The organism is Clostridium sp., assembly GCF_036569345.1.
Classification (GTDB): domain Bacteria; phylum Bacillota; class Clostridia; order Clostridiales; family Clostridiaceae; genus Clostridium_AD.
Map to the genome: position 1 here is coordinate 12,791 of NZ_DATCQT010000038.1, position 16,948 is coordinate 29,738.

Below are 16,948 nucleotides of genomic sequence, written 5' to 3' on the forward strand. Positions count from 1 at the left end.
TTTATTTTATATAAGTCTCACTTTCGTAATAGATAACTCCCTCTTTTTCCAATGTTGGTCTTAAGTTGTAAAAATCAAGACTTAATTCACCACGATTAATTTTTTCTTTAGTTCCTTCTTCCTTCAAAACACGTGCTTTTGAGGCAGCGAGTGTCAATTCTAAATCCGTTTTATGGACAACAACCACACCGTCATCATCTGCCATAATTAGATCCCCTGGATTAATTAGCATTCCACCACAATCTGCAGGGGCATTTACCCAACCTCCTTTAACCTTGTTATTTCCTTGTGAATAAATTGAACGTGTCCAAACAGGGAATCCAAGCTTTCGAAGTTGCGCTACATCACGAATTCCACCTTCTGTAATAAGACCTTTGACTCCACGTTTAATCAGAGCTGTGACAATAAGCTCCCCAACCATTCCAGCAATGCTCTCCCCAATTGTAGAAATCACAAGGATATCTCCTGGTTTACATACTTCAATTGCAGCATGAACCATTAAATTATCACCAGTTGGACAGGTAACTGTAACTGCAGGTCCACAAAGCTTAGCCCCCTGAATTGTTGGTCTAAGGTCATGACTCAAAAGTCCTTGTTTTCCTTGAGCTTCATAAATCGTTGATGTGTCCAATTGATTATATTCCTCCAAAATTTGTTGACTTGGACGAGTAATATTTTTAATAACATACTTTTCCATTATACAAATTCACCTCCAACATATGGGTAAAGTCTCATAAAACTTTCCGCAAACTTATAATCTTGAACTCCTGAAATTCTTCTAGCATGATTTCCTCTCATACCTGCCCTGTTTGTATAATATTCGATAAGATGCTTTTGAGCTGTAAAACAATTCATAGCTGCTTTTTTCTCCTCAATACACTCTGTTATATCAATAATTGTATTTGGCATAAATTCGCTAATTTCTGTCTGATGTGGTTCAAATCCGAATATTTTCATTTGTGTTGTATGTTTGAGACCTTCTATTTTAACTCCTGCTGAGGTAGCCATTACACTTGCCTGATGAACATATTTAGATATGTTTTCATGGTCTGGGTTAAAACTGTCTTTTGGAGCATGGGTTAGTATTATGTCAGGGTTTACTTCTCGTATCTTTCTAACCATTCTGTCTATTTTTTCTGCAGTAAAAACCATTGGATAATCTTCAAAATCCCAGAATTCAATATTCTTAATTCCTAATATTTTAGCAGCTTTTCCTACTTCTGCACTTCTCATTTTCTTTACATTTTCGGCTGTCTGGCCTTCAATTTTCCATAAATCATTTGATTCCCCTCTGACACCGTAGCTTAAAACTACTACCGTAACATTTGCTCCGTGTTTTATGTATTTTGCAATTACACCACCTGATCTCCATACAAAATCGGCAGAATGTCCGCTAAATACTAGCATATTTGTATTTTTATCCATCATTTTTCCTCCTATATTTTTTTATTATAAAATTTAAACCTTTTCATTTAAGTCATTATCCATAAGACTATGAACAAATAAGATACTTCTAAAAATCTTGTTTGTAGTCAATTGAAAATTCATAAAGAAAAGAATACGTGACATCGTTTTCAATACAATTATTATTCATAAGCCCATGATAAATAATGTTTCACTAAACAACTTGTTTCTACTCAACTAAAAATTTAGGATTTGTTCTAATCATATTATCAATATCGGTTATATTAAATCCATTATCCATAAGCTTATTAGCAAATATTTCTAAACCTTCATCAGGATAAACTCCTAAAGGTTGTCCTAAATCTGTGGCAAGTATACAATGCTTAGACCCAATAGTTTTAATTTGATCATAAACAATTTCCCAAGTTACCTTTTCAGTAGCTGGAGTTGTAAAGCAGTGTTCTATAAATGCCCCGTAATTTACAAGTTCCTTTTGCTGTTCCTTTTGTAAAAAAGTAGAAGGAAAGTCTGGATGAGTAATTATAATTTTTTTGATGTTCATTTCTGCAGCCGCTTTCACAACAGCCCTAACTTCTTCCCAACCAATGTGACTTGTAGCTAAAATCATATCGTACTTTTTAATAACCTTTAATACATTGTAGACAGACTCTTTAAGCTCACCTTTTTCTAGCAAATCGATAGCAGGTGAAATAACACCATCAGCTTCCATCTCCTGTTTAATTTTTGCCCAGTAAGGTTGCTTCTTAACTTTGCCTGATTTTAGAAAATTTAGCTCATTCTTTGAATCGACTGTAGGCATCCAAACAATTTTTGCTCCACTTCTGCCAGCCATTTCAACTGCTAGTGGATTTATACCACCCACGGAATTGTTTAGGCAGATTGCGCCAATGGCATTTACCTCTGGATATAGCTTTTTTATCAAAGTTGCTCTTTCAGAAGTACAAAAATAGTGGGATTTTATAGCATAACCTTTCATTCCCTTATCTTTAATCCTCTGAGCCATTTCCAAATCATTCATCTTTCTCGGCATAACATCAGGTGCTGAATGAACATGCAAATCATAAGCACCTGTTAGAATATTGTTTTCCATATTAACTCCTCCTTAAATTAAATCAAAAACTGATAATTTTTAGTTAGAATATCTCGTACATTAGAGATATGAATTTTAATGAATCTTCCAGATTCTAATACGTCATGTGCTTTAAGCGCATTATATATATTTTTATGCTCTTGTAACGAACTCATATTTCGACCTGGTACTAATATTGTTCTAAAATGATATCTTAGTACTTGAGTTTTTATAGAGTTTATTAATTGTACAGCTTGCTTATTTTTACAGGCAGTATAAATAATATTATGGAAGTGCAGATTGTAGTTTGAATACTGTACAAGATCATTATTTTTTATACACGCTTCCATCTTTAATAAAGTTTCACCTAAACAATTTAACTCTTCGTCAGTAATAATTGGGGCAGTCAATTCTGCTACTAATCCCTCTAATACTTCTCTTACTTGCAGGTAGTTTATAACCTCTTCTAATGTAAAAGATTTAACTTTAGCCCCTTTGTTCTCCTGAACATCTACCAGGCCTTCACTGGCAAGCATCAGCAACGCCTTTTTAATAGTGTTTCTGCTAACAACAATTGCATTTGCAAGGTTTACTTCATTTAAGTTCTCCGAGGGCTTGTACTCACCTTCCATAATTTTTTTCTTGATTATTTGGTAAGCGTGTTCAGTTTTTGTACCCATATAACCCTAACACCTCCTTCTAAGTTAATTTAATAGCGACTAAACTGTAGTTTATTTAGCGTGCAAAATTGTTCAACAATATTGCATGCTTTTATTTTATTGCTAAATGTAAAGCTTGTCAACTAAAAAATGCATTTTTTAATTTTAAAAAACAAATTCAGTCATGGCACTTTTTTATTTTAAAGGAAAATACTATTATTTAGCGCTATACTCAATGGTTGAAAATAAACAGAGTTCTACCTATTCAAGAATTGATGAAACTAGCTATAACTATGCTATATTCTACTTTATTTATTAGGAGGATATATGGGAATAAATTTTGAAAATAAAAAGATTGTGTTATTTCAAATTCAAGCAAAATTAAATCATTTACACTTTGGTTACAATATGCTATATTTTAATCAATTATCAGTCAAAAAGATTGTAAAATCATAGAAGTCTTGAATATTTGGGTGGAGAACTTGATAGATAGTAATAAAAGAGATGAAAAATCCTAAACAAAAATTTTATAACATAATATTCAAATATTACGAGGGGTAAGCAATGAGTAAACAAGAAAGGCTAGATAAGTTTAAAAAACAATTTGAGGATCTTGATGAAAATGAGGCTAAATTATTTGTAGGAAAAAACTCAGATTATTACATTAAGAAGTGGAGTGCATTTAAAGATGGGAGTAAGAAGTGGGGAATAAACTGGCCAGGATTTTTATTTTCTATATTTTGGTTAGGGTATAGAAAGATGTACCTAAATATATTCTATTTTCTATCTGTCCTTACTGGGATTGGTATATTACAGTATTTTGTTCCAGTGGATATGTTTAAAAGCACGGGAACAGTAATTGCTGTATTAGTAGGAGGTTCGGGAAACACTTTTTATTATATACATATGAAGAAAAAAATTGCTAAAATAAGAGAACAAAATCAAGATTCCTCTAATATAGATAAAGAAATTATGAAAAAAGGTAATGGTAGTTGGGGCGGGGTTGGAATAGCTTTATTAATGTTCATTGGATATATGTTTGTAGCTTTTATTTTAGATGGGATATTTATAGGTTTTTAGATTAACTGGTTTTCATTAGATATTATTTAAATTCACCTTTCTTTATTTCAGAAAGGCATGTTATTTAGATAATATAGAAAACATGATATATACAACATTGTATAAAACGAAGTAAATACTGTGTGCAGTTTGAAAGGTGATATTATGGAATGTAAGGTTTATAAATTGAATGAGTTAAAAGAGTATAAATATGTTGTAATTCTTTCTAAGTATCAAGGAAAAATATTACTTAGCCGTCATAAAAAACGTTCTACTTGGGAAACACAAGGAGGACATATTGAGAAAGGAGAAACACCACTTGAGGCAGCAAAGCGTGAATTGTTTGAAGAGTCAGGTGCTGTAAAATTTTCAATTTTGCCAGTGTTTGATTATTGGGCAGGAGATGATATATCGCGGGCTAATGGTATGGTGTTCATGGCAGATATAACTGAATTATCTGATATTCCTAATAGCGAGATGAAAGAAGTCCAAACTTTTTGTAATTTGCCTGATTCGTTGACATACCCTAAAATAACTCCAGTGCTTTTTGACAATGCAAAAAAATTCTTTTAGGGCAAATTATTGATTATAATTAACTTTATATGATTAAATTTGTCCTTCTTTATCAAAGTTTATAGTTCTATAAACCTTCGGGTTCGGTAATCTGTTTCCTTGCTATTTTAGGCATTATTATTGATAAAATTAGTGATAAGGTAGCTACAACTATAAATAGTATAAACAGAATATGCAAAGAACTATTTATGGAAAGCTTTATCTGCTCATTGGTGACAGAAGACTTATATAAATTACTCGGGTCTACTCTTTTTATGCCTAGCTGAGTAAAGTATTTAATTATATATAAGTTAAATATACTTCCAAATACACTTACACCTATTGTTTGCCCAAAGGTCATAAGCAATGAATTGGCAGCGGTTGCAGCACCTCTTTTGTTATATTCCACGGATTCTTGGATAATTATAGTTAGGGTTGTAAAAGCTCCGCCAAATCCAAAACCCATTATGAAAACATATATTACTACTAATAATAATGAAGAATTTATATCTAACGTAGGCAGTAATATTGTACTAATAAGTAAAGCAGTATAATTAAAAATAGATAGAATATTATCCATTTTTCTTTTATAATATACATATGTAATAATGATGGGACTTGGTTCTTTGGCTCTATTTTTTCATATGTAGCTCAATTTTTAGAATAATTACTTTAACATTGTTGAAATAGAAACAAAAGTTTAATATAATATTGTTAATACATCAACGGGTGGGAGGACAGGCCATGAATAAAGAAGAACAGGTCATAATCGGTTTTAGGGACTTATTAAACAAGATAGTTTCGCTTAATAAGCCTAAGATGAAAGACAGTTTTAAGGGTTATAAGTCTTCTGAAGTACATTGTATCGAATACATTGGAAGAAATGTAGATTCCAACGTGACAAAACTTGCGGAATCTTTTTATATGACTAGGGGTGCCATAAGTAAATTAACTAAGAAGCTCATAAAAAAAGGTATTATCGAAAGCTACCAGAAAACGGATAACAAGAAAGAAATCTATTTTAGGCTTACTGAGCAAGGAAAAGTAATTAACAAAGTCCATGAGAAACTGCACAAAGAGTTTAAAGAGCGGGATAAAGCCGTATTTGAGCAGGTAACCGAGGAACAATTTGATATCATGCTTAACTTCGTTGCAAAGTATAGTAGGCATTTGGATGCAGAAATAAAGAAGCAAGGTGTAGATATAACAAATCGAAATGATTTTGAATAATGGGTTTGTACCAAAAAGTAGCCTAAAGGGGCTGTATCAGAACGCTGGAACATTAGCGTGTGATACAGCCTCCTTTTATTGTTGACAAGGAAACAATGAAGTGATAGAATGATTTTGTTGACAAGGAAACATAGTTACTCTTTTTCGAGAAGTGAGAATTTTAAATGTGTAAATTTAAATCAATCAATACATAATTTACAGAACAAACCTTGATATATAAAGAAAAAATCAAATAAGTAGTGTAAAAAAGTTTACACTACCCGAGAATTTAAGGAGAATCATTATATGAAAAAAACAGCAAATTATTATTTTGAACAAGCAACTATACCAAAAGCAATTGCACACATGGCAGTGCCCATGATGCTGGGGATGTCCGTTATTATGATTTATAATGTTATTGACGCCTTTTTTATTGGAAAGCTAAATAACACAGCAATGATGACAGCTGTCACATTAGCGTTACCTTTTACAATTATATTATCGGGAATTGGAAATATTTTTGGTGTAGGTGGTGGGACCTATATATCTAGGTTACTTGGGGAGAGAAAATTAGAAGATGCAAAAAAAGTTTCATCAGTTATTTTTTTCTTAAGTTTACTCGCTGGATTTATTTTTATGTTATTCGCGATACCTTTAATTCATCCTATTCTAAAAGTATTAGGGGCAAAAGGTGATACGATTTTGTTCACCAAAGATTTTATTATGGTTCTTATCATAGGAAGTCCGTTGGTAATTGCTAACTTTGCATTAGGACAAGTAGTACGAGCGGAGGGAGCTTCAAAAGTCTCGATGAATGGTATGTTTATAAGTGTTATCATAAATATTATTTTGGACCCCATATTAATTTTTACATGTCATTTAAATATTGTAGGAGCAGCAATTGGAACAGTTGTTGCGAATACATGTGCAGTATTGTACTATGTTTATTACCTTAGAAACAAAAGTTCTACTTTGACAGTTTCCATAAAAACATTCAAACCAACGCTTAGTATGCTTAAAGATATTTTTAAGATAGGAATATCCTCTTTCCTATTAGATGCATTTATGATTGTTTCCGTTTTATTGTTAAATAATTTTTCAGCACACTATGGCGACTATGCTGTTGCTGCATTTGGAATATCTCTGCGAATTGCCCAACTTGCTCAGTTTGCCGCTAAAGGGTTATATATTGGAGTTATCCCCTTAATTGCTTATGCATATGCAGCTAGGAATATAAAACGAATGAAGAGTATTATAAATATTACTGCAGCCTATATTGCAATCCTAACTATGGCCTTTTCATTGATAATATTTATTTTCAGAGAACCAATAGTACATTTATTTAGCCATAATACTTACGTAATAAACACTGGTATATACATTTTGATAGCTATGCTTATTTCAGCTTTGTTTTCTAGCATTACTGGTCTTTTTATAGCAATCTTTCAAGGAGCTGGAAGAGGTAAAGAGGCAACCATAATGTCTGTAGTGCAGGGAGCATTATTAATTCCTATTATGATTTTAGGAAAATATACTTTTGGTTTAGATGGAGTTATATGGTCGATGACTATAACAGAAATATTAACTTGCGCAATAGGATTATATTTATGGAGTAAACTTAAGCGGGATATTTCTATGAAGGAGTAAAAATAGATATATTAAATTAAAAATATAACAATTACGTAGCGCCAACCTTTTCGATCAATTACTTATTATTTTCATAATAAAATTTTAAAGCTTCTCCTATAAACTTAGTTGCACTACTATCACACTATGAATCAGTTGGTCACAGCTTCGACGCTTGTCCAACGCACTATAAAAATCCTACAAGATATAAATCTTATAGGATTTTTATGGTACATCGTTTATTTTAAAATACTCTCCAAAAGAACCCTTGTTCCTTCGCTTTTTGTTATATTACTCGCCTTGCAGAAACTTTCTAAGGATTTTGATAGTTCTTCGCTTATTCGCACATGAATTAATTCACTTTTAGAGTTTTCAATTTTATTTCTACCTCTTGGCATAATTATCACCTCTTAATATTTGTGTTACGTAATATAAGCTCGTGGATACTTAATTGCATTATATAATAAAATTACAAATATTACCACATATATTTATTAGTAATTGTAAAAATATTTTTATTCTTTAATTTTAAACTATAAATAATTTTATAAAGAATAATGATGTATAATTGAAAGATATATATGTTAAAATTATAGTGTTAAACATAATAAATAAAGTAATGTTAAATGTTAGCATAAGCATAATATATTATATACAATTAAGTTATTAGAATATAAGGAGATAAATATGGAAATGAAGAAGATAAGTGAAATAAAAAAGGGTGATAGGGTTGAAGGTTTTTATATTATAAAATCCGTAGATATCAAGGTATCAAACAATAGTAATACGAATAAGTATTTGGATTTTAATTTAGGTGACGCCACAGGCGATATAAATGCAAAACTATGGGAATGCAATGAAGAAATAGAAAATAAATTTAAACAAAACGTGTTAGTGAAGGTTAAGGGCACCGTAAATGAGTGGAGAGGAAAACTCCAATTAAAAATTGAAATGATAAGATTAACAGAGGAAAGAGATGAAGTAGACATCTGCGATTATATTGCAGTGGCGCCATATTCGCCAGAAATAATGTATAATGACATTTTAGATTATTTAGCAAAAATTGAAAATGCAGATATTCAAAACATAGTTACCAATATTATAAGTAATAATGAGCAAAAATTAATGCATTACCCTGCAGCGAAGTCCAATCACCATGCTATAAGATCAGGGCTTTTATATCATACAACCACAATGCTTAAGGCAGGAGAAAAGCTAAGTGAAATTTATACTTTTCTAAATACTGATTTATTATATGCGGGTATAATACTTCATGATATTGGCAAAATATATGAGATGAATGCTAGTGACCTTGGAATTGTAAGTGAGTATTCAGTGGAAGGTCAACTTATAGGACATATAGTTCAAGGTGTTAAAATGATTGAAACGGCTAGCATTGAGGTAAAAGCGGACAAGGAAGTAACAATGCTTCTAGAGCATATGGTTCTTGCTCATCATTATGAAGCTGAATATGGAAGTCCTAAAAAACCAATGATACCAGAAGCTGAAATGTTACATCATTTAGATACAATGGATGCAAGAATGTATGATATGAATAAGGCTTTAACAGAAACAAAAGAAGGTAAATTTTCTGAGAGAATAAGGTCACTTGATAATATTAATATTTATAAAAGTTTTGTTAAGAAATAGATAAATATATAAACTAACAGATAATTTATGTCATGATCAAATTATAAATACACGAACTATTATTAAAAATAAATTTTTATTATTCGCATTTTATATTGACTGTGTTATATTGCTCTGATATTATTAGGTAGTATGATAATTATTAATAATTGTTATTTACCCTACACGAATTCAGGAGGGATAACAATTGATAATTGTTATTTGCCCCAGACGCATACAGGAGGGAATATGGAATGAAAAATTTTTACGACGTAGTTATTGTAGGAGCTGGCCCAGCGGGCATATTTACAGCACTAGAAATTGCTAATAAAAAACCTGAACTAAGCGTTCTTATAATTGATAAGGGAAGAAATATAGAAAAAAGAAAATGTCCAGCTAGAGTTAATGGCAAGTGTGTTAAATGTAAACCTTGTGGTATAACATATGGATGGGCAGGTGCTGGAGCATTCTCTGATGGTAAGCTTTCATTAAGCCCAGAGGTTGGTGGAAGACTTCTTGAATATTACTCTGAAGATGAATCAAAGAAATTGATAAAGTATTGTGATGATATATATATGGAATTTGGAGCAAATGAGAAGGTTTATGGACTTAATACTGATAAAGTTGATGAAATTAAATATGAAGCAAGTAAGCACAATATTCGTCTTGTTGAATGTCCAGTAAGGCATTTAGGAACAGAACTTGCCTATGAAGTTTTAAAATCTATGTATCATCATTTAATAGATAATACAAACACAGAATTTATTGAACTCAGTGAAGTGGAAGAAATATTAGTTGAAGACAATAAAGTTACTGGAGTATTAGTAAATAATAAAGAAGGCATTCTCAAGGTTAATGCAAAGTACGTTGTAGCAGCACCAGGTAGAGGTGGCGCTGAGTGGGTTGCAAATGAAGCTAAAAAACATGACATAAAGGTTACGAACAATGCAGTAGATATTGGAGTAAGAGTTGAGGTGCCTAATTCTGTTATGGATCATCTAACTAAGGACTTATATGAAGCAAAACTTGTATATTATTCTGATACCTTTGGAAATAAGGTTAGGACCTTTTGTATGAACCCAGGTGGAGTAGTGTCAGCAGAATATTATGATGATAACAAGATCGCAGTTGTAAATGGTCATAGTTATTCAGATCAAAAACTTAGAACTACTAATACAAATTTTGCAATGCTTGTATCTACTAGCTTTACAGAGCCATTTGATCAACCTATTGGTTATGGAAAATATATAGCTCAGCTAGGGAATATGTTAACTGGTGGAGGTATAATGGTTCAAAGACTTGGGGATTTACTCAAAGGAAGAAGAACAGATGTTAATAGATTAAGTAAATCAACTACGACGCCTACTCTAAAATCGGCGGTGCCTGGTGATTTAAGTTTTGTATTACCACAAAGACATCTAACATCGATTGTAGAAGCATTAAAGGCTTTTGACAAGATAGCACCAGGGCTATATAGTAAAAACACATTATTATATGGAGTAGAGGTTAAGTTTTATTCTAGTAAGTTTAGTACAAATGATAAGTTTGAAACATCCGTTAGTAATTTGTATACCATAGGAGATGGAGCAGGAATAACAAGAGGACTAATGCAAGCATCTGCAACTGGAGTAGTAGTAGCAAGAGACATTGCTACTAAGGAAGACTAAGAGTTGATAACCAAACAATTGGTTATAACAGAAGTAAAAGTGTATAATTCAAATGTGAACTAAACATAAGAGGCAATAAAATTTAATAAGCAACTTAGCTTAAAAATTTTATCGTCGACTGAAAGAAAGCGAGGAATTTATATGTCAGCATTTATTGTTTTAGGAGCCCAATGGGGCGATGAAGGTAAAGGTAAGATGACAGATTATCTTGCGCAAGGAGCAGACGTTGTAGTCAGGTTTCAAGGCGGAAATAATGCAGGTCATACAGTAGTTGTAGGAGATAAAGAATATAAACTTCACTTAATACCATCAGGAATATTATATAAAGATAAATTGAATGTAATAGGTAATGGAGTTGTTGTAGACCCAGAAGCTTTATTTACAGAAATCGACTACCTAGAAGCTTTAGGTGAAAACATAACACCTGAGAGACTAATGATTAGTGATAGATCACAGGTTATAATGCCTTACCATAAAGAGCTTGATAATTTATATGAAATAGCCAGAGGTAAAAATGATATCGGAACTACAAAAAAAGGTATAGGTCCTTGTTATAGCGATAAGTTTGAAAGAAGTGGAATCAGGGTTTGTGACTTAATGAAAAAAGATGTTCTAAAAGAGAAACTTAAAACTACTTTAACAATGAAAAATAATATAATAACAAAAGTTTTGGGTGGAAAAGCATTAGATTTCGAAACAATATATACACAGTACCTAGAGTTTGCAGAAAGAATGAGACCATATGTCAAAGATATATCAGTTAAAGTTTACGATTCAATAAAAGCTGGAAAAGATGTTTTATTTGAAGGTGCACAAGGTACTCTACTTGATATAGATTACGGTTCATATCCTTTTGTAACTTCATCAAACACTATTGCAGGTGGAGTTTGTGTTGGAGCAGGAATAGGGCCTACAATGATAACAAGTGTTGTAGGAGTTGCAAAGGCTTATACTACAAGAGTAGGAAAAGGACCATTTCCAACAGAACTTGAGGATGAAACAGGAGAATGGATTCGTGAAAAAGGTTTTGAATTTGGTGTAACAACAGGCAGAGCAAGAAGATGTGGATGGCTTGATCTTGTTATATTAAAATCTGCAGCAAGAGTTTCAGGAATTACAAGCTTTGCTGTAACTAAAATAGATACATTAGCAGGACTTAAGAAAATTAAGATTTGTGTAGGATATAAATTTGAAGGAAACATTATAGATTATTTTCCAGCAAGTCTAGAGGATTTAGCTAATTGCGTACCAGTATATGAGGAATTTGATGGTTGGGACACAAAAATAGCGGACGCAAGAAGTTATGAAGAACTTCCTGAAAATGCAAAAATATATATAAAGAGAATTGAAGAATTTACAGGAGTTAAAGTTTCCATAGTTTCAGTAGGACCTAAAAGAGATCAAACAATGGTATTAAGTGAAATATAGAATTTAGAAATACATATTATACAAAGTTTATTTTGAACACATGTATGGTTTTTATATTATAGGAAATTATAAGTATTGTAGAAGATAGATTTATTTATCTTTTACAATTTATATAGGTATACAATTGTATACTAAAGATTATAAAAGTGCGTACTAGTAAAGTGTATGTATATGGAATACAATGAGAATGAGAATTGAAGTTAAATAAATATTTTATTTGTTTAATGGTTAGATTCTGATATAATTATAATAAAAATAAAGTGAGGTAAATAATATGAAAATTACTAAGGATATGACAATAGGCGAAGTTGTAAGAACAAATCCTGATTCAGTTCAGATATTAATGAGTTTTGGAATGGGTTGCGTAGGATGTCCTTCAGCACAAGCTGAAACATTAGAAGAAGCAGCATCAGTTCATGGTCTTAATTTAGAAGAATTAATGACTTCATTAAACGCGAATCAAGTAGAAGTAAATGAAACAAGAGTATAAGAAAATTAAGACACTTAGCAAATGCTAAGTGTCTTGTTTTTATTGTTTTCTTATCTTTTTAATGGCAAGTACAACAGGTATGGTAATTATAGTAGCTATAATGGCTTCTGGAACACCATTTATTATAGCAATGCCATAAATAGTTTTTGCAGCGATTGATGGATCTATGCCCTTAGAAACAGCAAATTTGGCTGCATATAAAATATATATCATAGTGAGAACCCCAAAAGTGTTGGTTATAGAACCAACAATGGTAGCTAGTCCAATCCTTAAGCTTTCATGTTTACCAAAACTTAGTTTATAAACATAGTAAGAAGTAAAACCAATAAGAATTCTTGGTAATACAGATACTAGAGGATTTATAAAAGCAAAAGATAGTATGTTGGGAGTTGTTATGTTCTGCATAATGCTAAAAACCCCAAAGATTAAACCGATAGTCATTCCTACCATAGGTCCACCTACTATTGAACCAATTATAACAGGAATATGCATGATAGTAGCTTTTGCACCAGGAAGTGGTATAAAACCATATCCAGTTAACCCGAGTACTACACAAATAGCTGAAAGCATACCAATAGTTGTAAGTTCACTTGTTTTGATTCGTCTTAATTTGATAGAGTTATTATTAATCATTTTATTCCCTCCGCTCTTATTCCATAAGGATATAAGTCGACCTATTATTTATAATCCTTATTTATAGTTCAGTTTCATAATGAATACTGACATTAATATTTTAGCACGTTTTTGATAACATTTACATAGGTAAAAGAAATTTTTATTAAATATATTTGACTTATTATATCATTGTGTTAATAATTTAACAATGGCATAAATTAACACAAAAAAATATTAATAGTTATTTCATAAACAAAAAAATATAGGAGTGATAACATGAGTAAAACTTCAGTAGTTACAAATAGAGATTATAACATTCATTATTATGAAGTAGATATACATAAAAGAGCTTATATTACAAAAATCATGAATTATCTTGGAGATATGGCAATGTACCAAAGTGAATCTTTAGGAGTCGGAATGGATTATCTTAAAGAAAATAAAATGGCTTGGGTCCTATATAAATGGGACATAACAATGGATTCATACCCTTTGTTAAATGAAACTATAACTGTGGAAACTTTTGCATATTCCTTAAATAGATTTTATGCATATAGAAAGTATGAAATTACTGATGCTAAGAGAAATATAATCGGACATGCTGATTCTGTTTGGATTTTAATAAATACAGATAGAAGAAGGCCAATGAGAATTACCAAAGATATGTATGATGTTTATGGGATAGATGATAGTACTAATAATAAACCTATAGACATTGAAAAGATATTCCCAATCAATAAGGTAGACAGTGAGAAAAGTTTCCAGGTGAGATATAGTGATATTGACACGAATAAACATGTGAATAATGTAAAATATGTTGATTGGGCTTTAGAAACAGTTCCAAAGGATATAATACTAAATTATGAACTAAAGAATATTAAGGTAACTTATGAGAAGGAAACAACTTACGGAGAAACAATAACGGTAAGCACGGAAATTATTAGAGCAGAAGACAAGATAATATGTAGACATAAAATCATTAATGAAGAAGGTGTTGAGCTTACGCTCTTAGAAAGTATCTGGGTATAGTAGGTTTGCTCTCATCATTTTGAAAACAAATAAACTATAAATTTTACAGAAAGAAGAGGACGAAAATGAAAGATATGAACTTTAGTGAAGTGGTTGAACGATCGGTTCAAATAAGAAAAATATACCATGATTTGGAACAACAGTATCATGAAAAAGAATGGACTGTAGAAGAGGATGCGTTAGCATTTCTGACAGATTCCGGATTGGTAGGTCGCCTTACAATGTCTCAGCAGGGACGTTGGCCAATAAATGGTGAAACTGAATCTGAATTGGAACATAAGCTTGGTGAATGCATATGGTGGGTGATTATTTTAGCTGAACGCATGAATATTGATATCAGTGAAGCAGTGGAAAAATTCTTATCCAAAACTGAAAAACAATTAAGGGATTAATTTAATGAGCATGATGATATATTTTAGATAAGTTATGAATCTTATATTGTTATCTATCTCAGACGAGATAGCTATACTGGTGTTGTTTGGAATTATCAATCTTTAGTGATGGTTTAATATTATTTTTGCTTATATTATGCTAACAAAAGAAGAGGTTGCTAAGAATGCATTTGAACGTGCCTTAGTAATTCTTAACTAATTTTAGTATCTTTCAATAAAATTAGTTTAGAATTACTTGGCTAAGCGAAGCATTCAGGCAAGCTCTTCTTTTAGTTATAGCAAAATATAAGAAAACCCTAAGACTATCTATTTGGAAGCATTTCTCCCTGCAACAGCACCAGAACTCCATGCCCATTGAAGGTTGAAACCGCCACAATCACCATCCACATCTAATATTTCTCCCGCAAAGAATAGACCCTTGGTAATATTGGATTCTAAAGTTTTAGGATTAATTTCTTTTGTATTAATGCCTCCAGCAGTGACTTGAGCATTTGCAAAAGAATTAGTGCCGGAAACCTCAAATTGCCATTGTTTTAACAAATTACATATAGCATTTTTTTCGTCTATTTGTAAATCGCAACAGGGTTTATGAATATCTTGTACTTTTGCTTCCTTTAACATTATCGGAATGATTTTTTTATGAATTATTCCAATGAATGAATCAGAAACGGAGCGGGCTTCAAATGTCGACCAATGACTGCTTAAAAATTCTAATAGATCTTCGTACTTAATATTCGGTAACATATCAATTTTTAAAGAAACTTTGCTGTTTTTTGATAAGCCATAAGATGCAGTTCTACTAAGTTGAAGAATTGGAGGACCAGAAATACCGTAGTCAGTGAAAAGAATTTCTCCAAATTCCTTTTGAACATTTTGATGATTTATAGATATTTCTGCATAACCATCAAATTTAACTCCAGACAAAGCCTTTAACCTATCATAGTTTAATTTAAGCTGTACAAGTGCCGGAACTTGTGAGATTACACTATGGCCTAACTGTTTAGCTAATGTGTATCCAGAACCGTCAGAACCTGTTTTAGGTGCAGATTTACCACCGGTTGCAATAATTAATTTTTCACATTCATATAAATCATTATTCGAGGTATAAATCTTAAAGCCATCCTTTTTTTTAATAATTTCTTTAGCTTTTGTATTTGTATACACAGGAATGTTTTTTTCTTCTAGAGAAAATCGAAGTATATCAATTACTGATGATGCTTGCATGGACATAGGAAACATTTTACCACCATCTATTGTTACTAATGGTATACCTAAACAGTTAAAAAAATCTATAGTATCCTTAATATTAAAAGAATCTAGTGTGTCCGCTTGAAAATGTGGATTTTCACTATGATATCTATCGTTATTTATATTAACATTACTGATATTACAACGTCCGTTACCGGTTGTTAATATTTTTTTGCCTATTCTATCAGTGCCTTCAATTACTGCTACATCTATTCCAAGATCTTTTGCAATTAAAGCAGAGGTTAGGCCGGAAGCGCCTCCACCAACTATTATAAGAGAATGTTTCAAGAAAATCTCTCCCTTCGAGAAAAAAATTATATTTATAACACATAGGTTATTAATAACCTAAAGTTATTAATAACATAAGGTTACTTGTATATAATTTTACCCTAAAAGGCATAGGTTGAACATGAATTTTATAAGATATTAAAAAAAAAATAAAAAAATGGGGAAAATATGTTGACACTTTATGAAAAATTATGTATTATAGTCTATGTCGGGTTGCGAGCTCGAGGAACAATATTTCTGAAAGTACATGAAATTAAAGTGACAAGTTATATTTGGCTCCTTGGTCAAGCGGTTAAGACACCACCCTTTCACGGTGGTAACAGGGGTTCAATTCCCCTAGGAGTCACCATTTAAAACATATATGGGAGCATAGCTCAGCTGGGAGAGCATCTGCCTTACAAGCAGAGGGTCACAGGTTCGAACCCTGTTGTTCCCACCATATATGGCCCAGTAGCTCAGTTGGTTAGAGTGCTGCCCTGTCACGGCAGAGGTCGAGGGTCCGAGTCCCTTCTGGGTCGCCATATTCCTGCTAGCATGGCTCAACGGTAGAGCAGCTGACTTGT

The 16,948-nt window shown here is 31.8% G+C and carries 17 protein-coding genes, 3 tRNA genes and 1 pseudogene; 13 read left to right on the top strand and 8 right to left on the bottom strand.

The window, feature by feature from the left end:
• Nucleotide 1: 1 nt before the first annotated feature.
• From VIM70_RS03305 to VIM70_RS03320, 4 genes are all read right to left on the bottom strand, one after another.
• Nucleotides 2-697, bottom strand: a complete 696-nt coding sequence (locus tag VIM70_RS03305; protein ID WP_331944096.1) for a 4-carboxy-4-hydroxy-2-oxoadipate aldolase/oxaloacetate decarboxylase — start codon at nucleotides 695-697, stop codon at nucleotides 2-4.
• Complete coding sequence (locus VIM70_RS03310) at nucleotides 697-1,425, bottom strand: PIG-L deacetylase family protein (protein ID WP_331944098.1); 729 nt, start codon at nucleotides 1,423-1,425, stop codon at nucleotides 697-699. The genes VIM70_RS03305 and VIM70_RS03310 overlap by 1 nt, the downstream gene beginning before the upstream one ends.
• A gap of 208 nt (nucleotides 1,426-1,633) precedes the next feature.
• A complete protein-coding gene (locus tag VIM70_RS03315) occupies nucleotides 1,634-2,515 on the bottom strand; it encodes a DUF6282 family protein (protein WP_331944100.1) in 882 nt (293 codons plus the stop codon).
• Between the two features lie 17 nt (nucleotides 2,516-2,532).
• The gene (locus VIM70_RS03320; protein ID WP_331944102.1) at nucleotides 2,533-3,174 is read right to left on the bottom strand and encodes a GntR family transcriptional regulator; all 642 of its coding nucleotides are present in this window, start codon (nucleotides 3,172-3,174) and stop codon (nucleotides 2,533-2,535) included.
• A 543-nt stretch (nucleotides 3,175-3,717) separates the two neighbouring features.
• Here VIM70_RS03320 and VIM70_RS03325 point away from each other — a divergent pair.
• Both VIM70_RS03325 and VIM70_RS03330 read left to right on the top strand, forming a co-directional pair.
• The gene (locus VIM70_RS03325; protein ID WP_331944104.1) at nucleotides 3,718-4,233 is read left to right on the top strand and encodes a DUF2628 domain-containing protein; all 516 of its coding nucleotides are present in this window, start codon (nucleotides 3,718-3,720) and stop codon (nucleotides 4,231-4,233) included.
• A gap of 120 nt (nucleotides 4,234-4,353) precedes the next feature.
• Nucleotides 4,354-4,785: an NUDIX hydrolase gene (locus VIM70_RS03330; RefSeq protein WP_331944106.1), complete on the top strand. Its 432-nt coding sequence runs from the start codon at nucleotides 4,354-4,356 to the stop codon at nucleotides 4,783-4,785.
• A 67-nt stretch (nucleotides 4,786-4,852) separates the two neighbouring features.
• Here VIM70_RS03330 and VIM70_RS03335 read toward each other — a convergent pair.
• A pseudogene (locus tag VIM70_RS03335) lies at nucleotides 4,853-5,308 on the bottom strand (MFS transporter); the annotation flags it as partial.
• Nucleotides 5,309-5,508: 200 nt separating this feature from the next.
• On the opposite strand from VIM70_RS03335, the gene VIM70_RS03340 reads away from it, so the two are divergent.
• Together VIM70_RS03340 and VIM70_RS03345 are read left to right on the top strand one after the other, a co-directional pair.
• On the top strand, nucleotides 5,509-5,994 hold the full coding sequence (locus VIM70_RS03340; RefSeq protein WP_331944108.1) for a MarR family transcriptional regulator: 486 nt from the start codon (nucleotides 5,509-5,511) through the stop codon (nucleotides 5,992-5,994).
• A gap of 285 nt (nucleotides 5,995-6,279) precedes the next feature.
• Nucleotides 6,280-7,620 (top strand): MATE family efflux transporter, encoded by a 1,341-nt coding sequence (locus VIM70_RS03345; protein ID WP_331944110.1) that lies wholly within the window; start codon nucleotides 6,280-6,282, stop codon nucleotides 7,618-7,620.
• Nucleotides 7,621-7,838: 218 nt separating this feature from the next.
• On the opposite strand, the gene VIM70_RS03350 is transcribed toward VIM70_RS03345, so the two are convergent.
• Complete coding sequence (locus VIM70_RS03350) at nucleotides 7,839-7,997, bottom strand: hypothetical protein (protein ID WP_331944112.1); 159 nt, start codon at nucleotides 7,995-7,997, stop codon at nucleotides 7,839-7,841.
• Nucleotides 7,998-8,286: 289 nt separating this feature from the next.
• Between VIM70_RS03350 and VIM70_RS03355 the strand changes: the two genes are divergently transcribed.
• The 4 genes from VIM70_RS03355 (at nucleotide 8,287) to VIM70_RS03370 (ending at nucleotide 12,813) form a co-directional block, all read left to right on the top strand.
• Nucleotides 8,287-9,249 carry a 3'-5' exoribonuclease YhaM family protein gene (locus tag VIM70_RS03355; RefSeq protein ID WP_331944114.1) on the top strand — a complete coding sequence of 321 codons (963 nt, stop codon included), beginning with the start codon at nucleotides 8,287-8,289 and terminating at the stop codon, nucleotides 9,247-9,249.
• Nucleotides 9,250-9,482: 233 nt separating this feature from the next.
• Nucleotides 9,483-10,895 (top strand): NAD(P)/FAD-dependent oxidoreductase, encoded by a 1,413-nt coding sequence (locus VIM70_RS03360; protein WP_331944116.1) that lies wholly within the window; start codon nucleotides 9,483-9,485, stop codon nucleotides 10,893-10,895.
• A 141-nt stretch (nucleotides 10,896-11,036) separates the two neighbouring features.
• Nucleotides 11,037-12,323: an adenylosuccinate synthase gene (locus tag VIM70_RS03365; RefSeq protein ID WP_331944118.1), complete on the top strand. Its 1,287-nt coding sequence runs from the start codon at nucleotides 11,037-11,039 to the stop codon at nucleotides 12,321-12,323.
• 274 nt (nucleotides 12,324-12,597) lie between these two features.
• Nucleotides 12,598-12,813 carry a DUF1858 domain-containing protein gene (locus VIM70_RS03370; RefSeq protein WP_331944120.1) on the top strand — a complete coding sequence of 72 codons (216 nt, stop codon included), beginning with the start codon at nucleotides 12,598-12,600 and terminating at the stop codon, nucleotides 12,811-12,813.
• 39 nt (nucleotides 12,814-12,852) lie between these two features.
• Here the strand turns inward: VIM70_RS03370 and VIM70_RS03375 are convergent, their stop codons facing one another.
• Nucleotides 12,853-13,446: an ECF transporter S component gene (locus tag VIM70_RS03375; protein ID WP_331944122.1), complete on the bottom strand. Its 594-nt coding sequence runs from the start codon at nucleotides 13,444-13,446 to the stop codon at nucleotides 12,853-12,855.
• Between the two features lie 258 nt (nucleotides 13,447-13,704).
• Between VIM70_RS03375 and VIM70_RS03380 the strand changes: the two genes are divergently transcribed.
• Together VIM70_RS03380 and VIM70_RS03385 are read left to right on the top strand one after the other, a co-directional pair.
• Nucleotides 13,705-14,457, top strand: a complete 753-nt coding sequence (locus tag VIM70_RS03380; RefSeq protein ID WP_331944124.1) for an acyl-[acyl-carrier-protein] thioesterase — start codon at nucleotides 13,705-13,707, stop codon at nucleotides 14,455-14,457.
• 65 nt (nucleotides 14,458-14,522) lie between these two features.
• Nucleotides 14,523-14,849 carry a MazG-like protein gene (locus VIM70_RS03385; RefSeq protein WP_331944126.1) on the top strand — a complete coding sequence of 109 codons (327 nt, stop codon included), beginning with the start codon at nucleotides 14,523-14,525 and terminating at the stop codon, nucleotides 14,847-14,849.
• A gap of 306 nt (nucleotides 14,850-15,155) precedes the next feature.
• Here VIM70_RS03385 and VIM70_RS03390 read toward each other — a convergent pair whose 3' ends face one another.
• Nucleotides 15,156-16,385, bottom strand: a complete 1,230-nt coding sequence (locus tag VIM70_RS03390) for an NAD(P)/FAD-dependent oxidoreductase (protein ID WP_331944128.1) — start codon at nucleotides 16,383-16,385, stop codon at nucleotides 15,156-15,158.
• A 274-nt stretch (nucleotides 16,386-16,659) separates the two neighbouring features.
• Between VIM70_RS03390 and VIM70_RS03395 the strand changes: the two genes are divergently transcribed.
• The 3 genes from VIM70_RS03395 (at nucleotide 16,660) to VIM70_RS03405 (ending at nucleotide 16,906) form a co-directional block, all read left to right on the top strand.
• Nucleotides 16,660-16,734: transfer RNA gene (locus tag VIM70_RS03395), tRNA-Glu, on the top strand.
• Between the two features lie 14 nt (nucleotides 16,735-16,748).
• Nucleotides 16,749-16,824, top strand: a tRNA-Val gene (locus VIM70_RS03400).
• Between the two features lie 5 nt (nucleotides 16,825-16,829).
• Nucleotides 16,830-16,906: transfer RNA gene (locus VIM70_RS03405), tRNA-Asp, on the top strand.
• The last annotated feature ends 42 nt before the right edge of the window (nucleotides 16,907-16,948 follow it).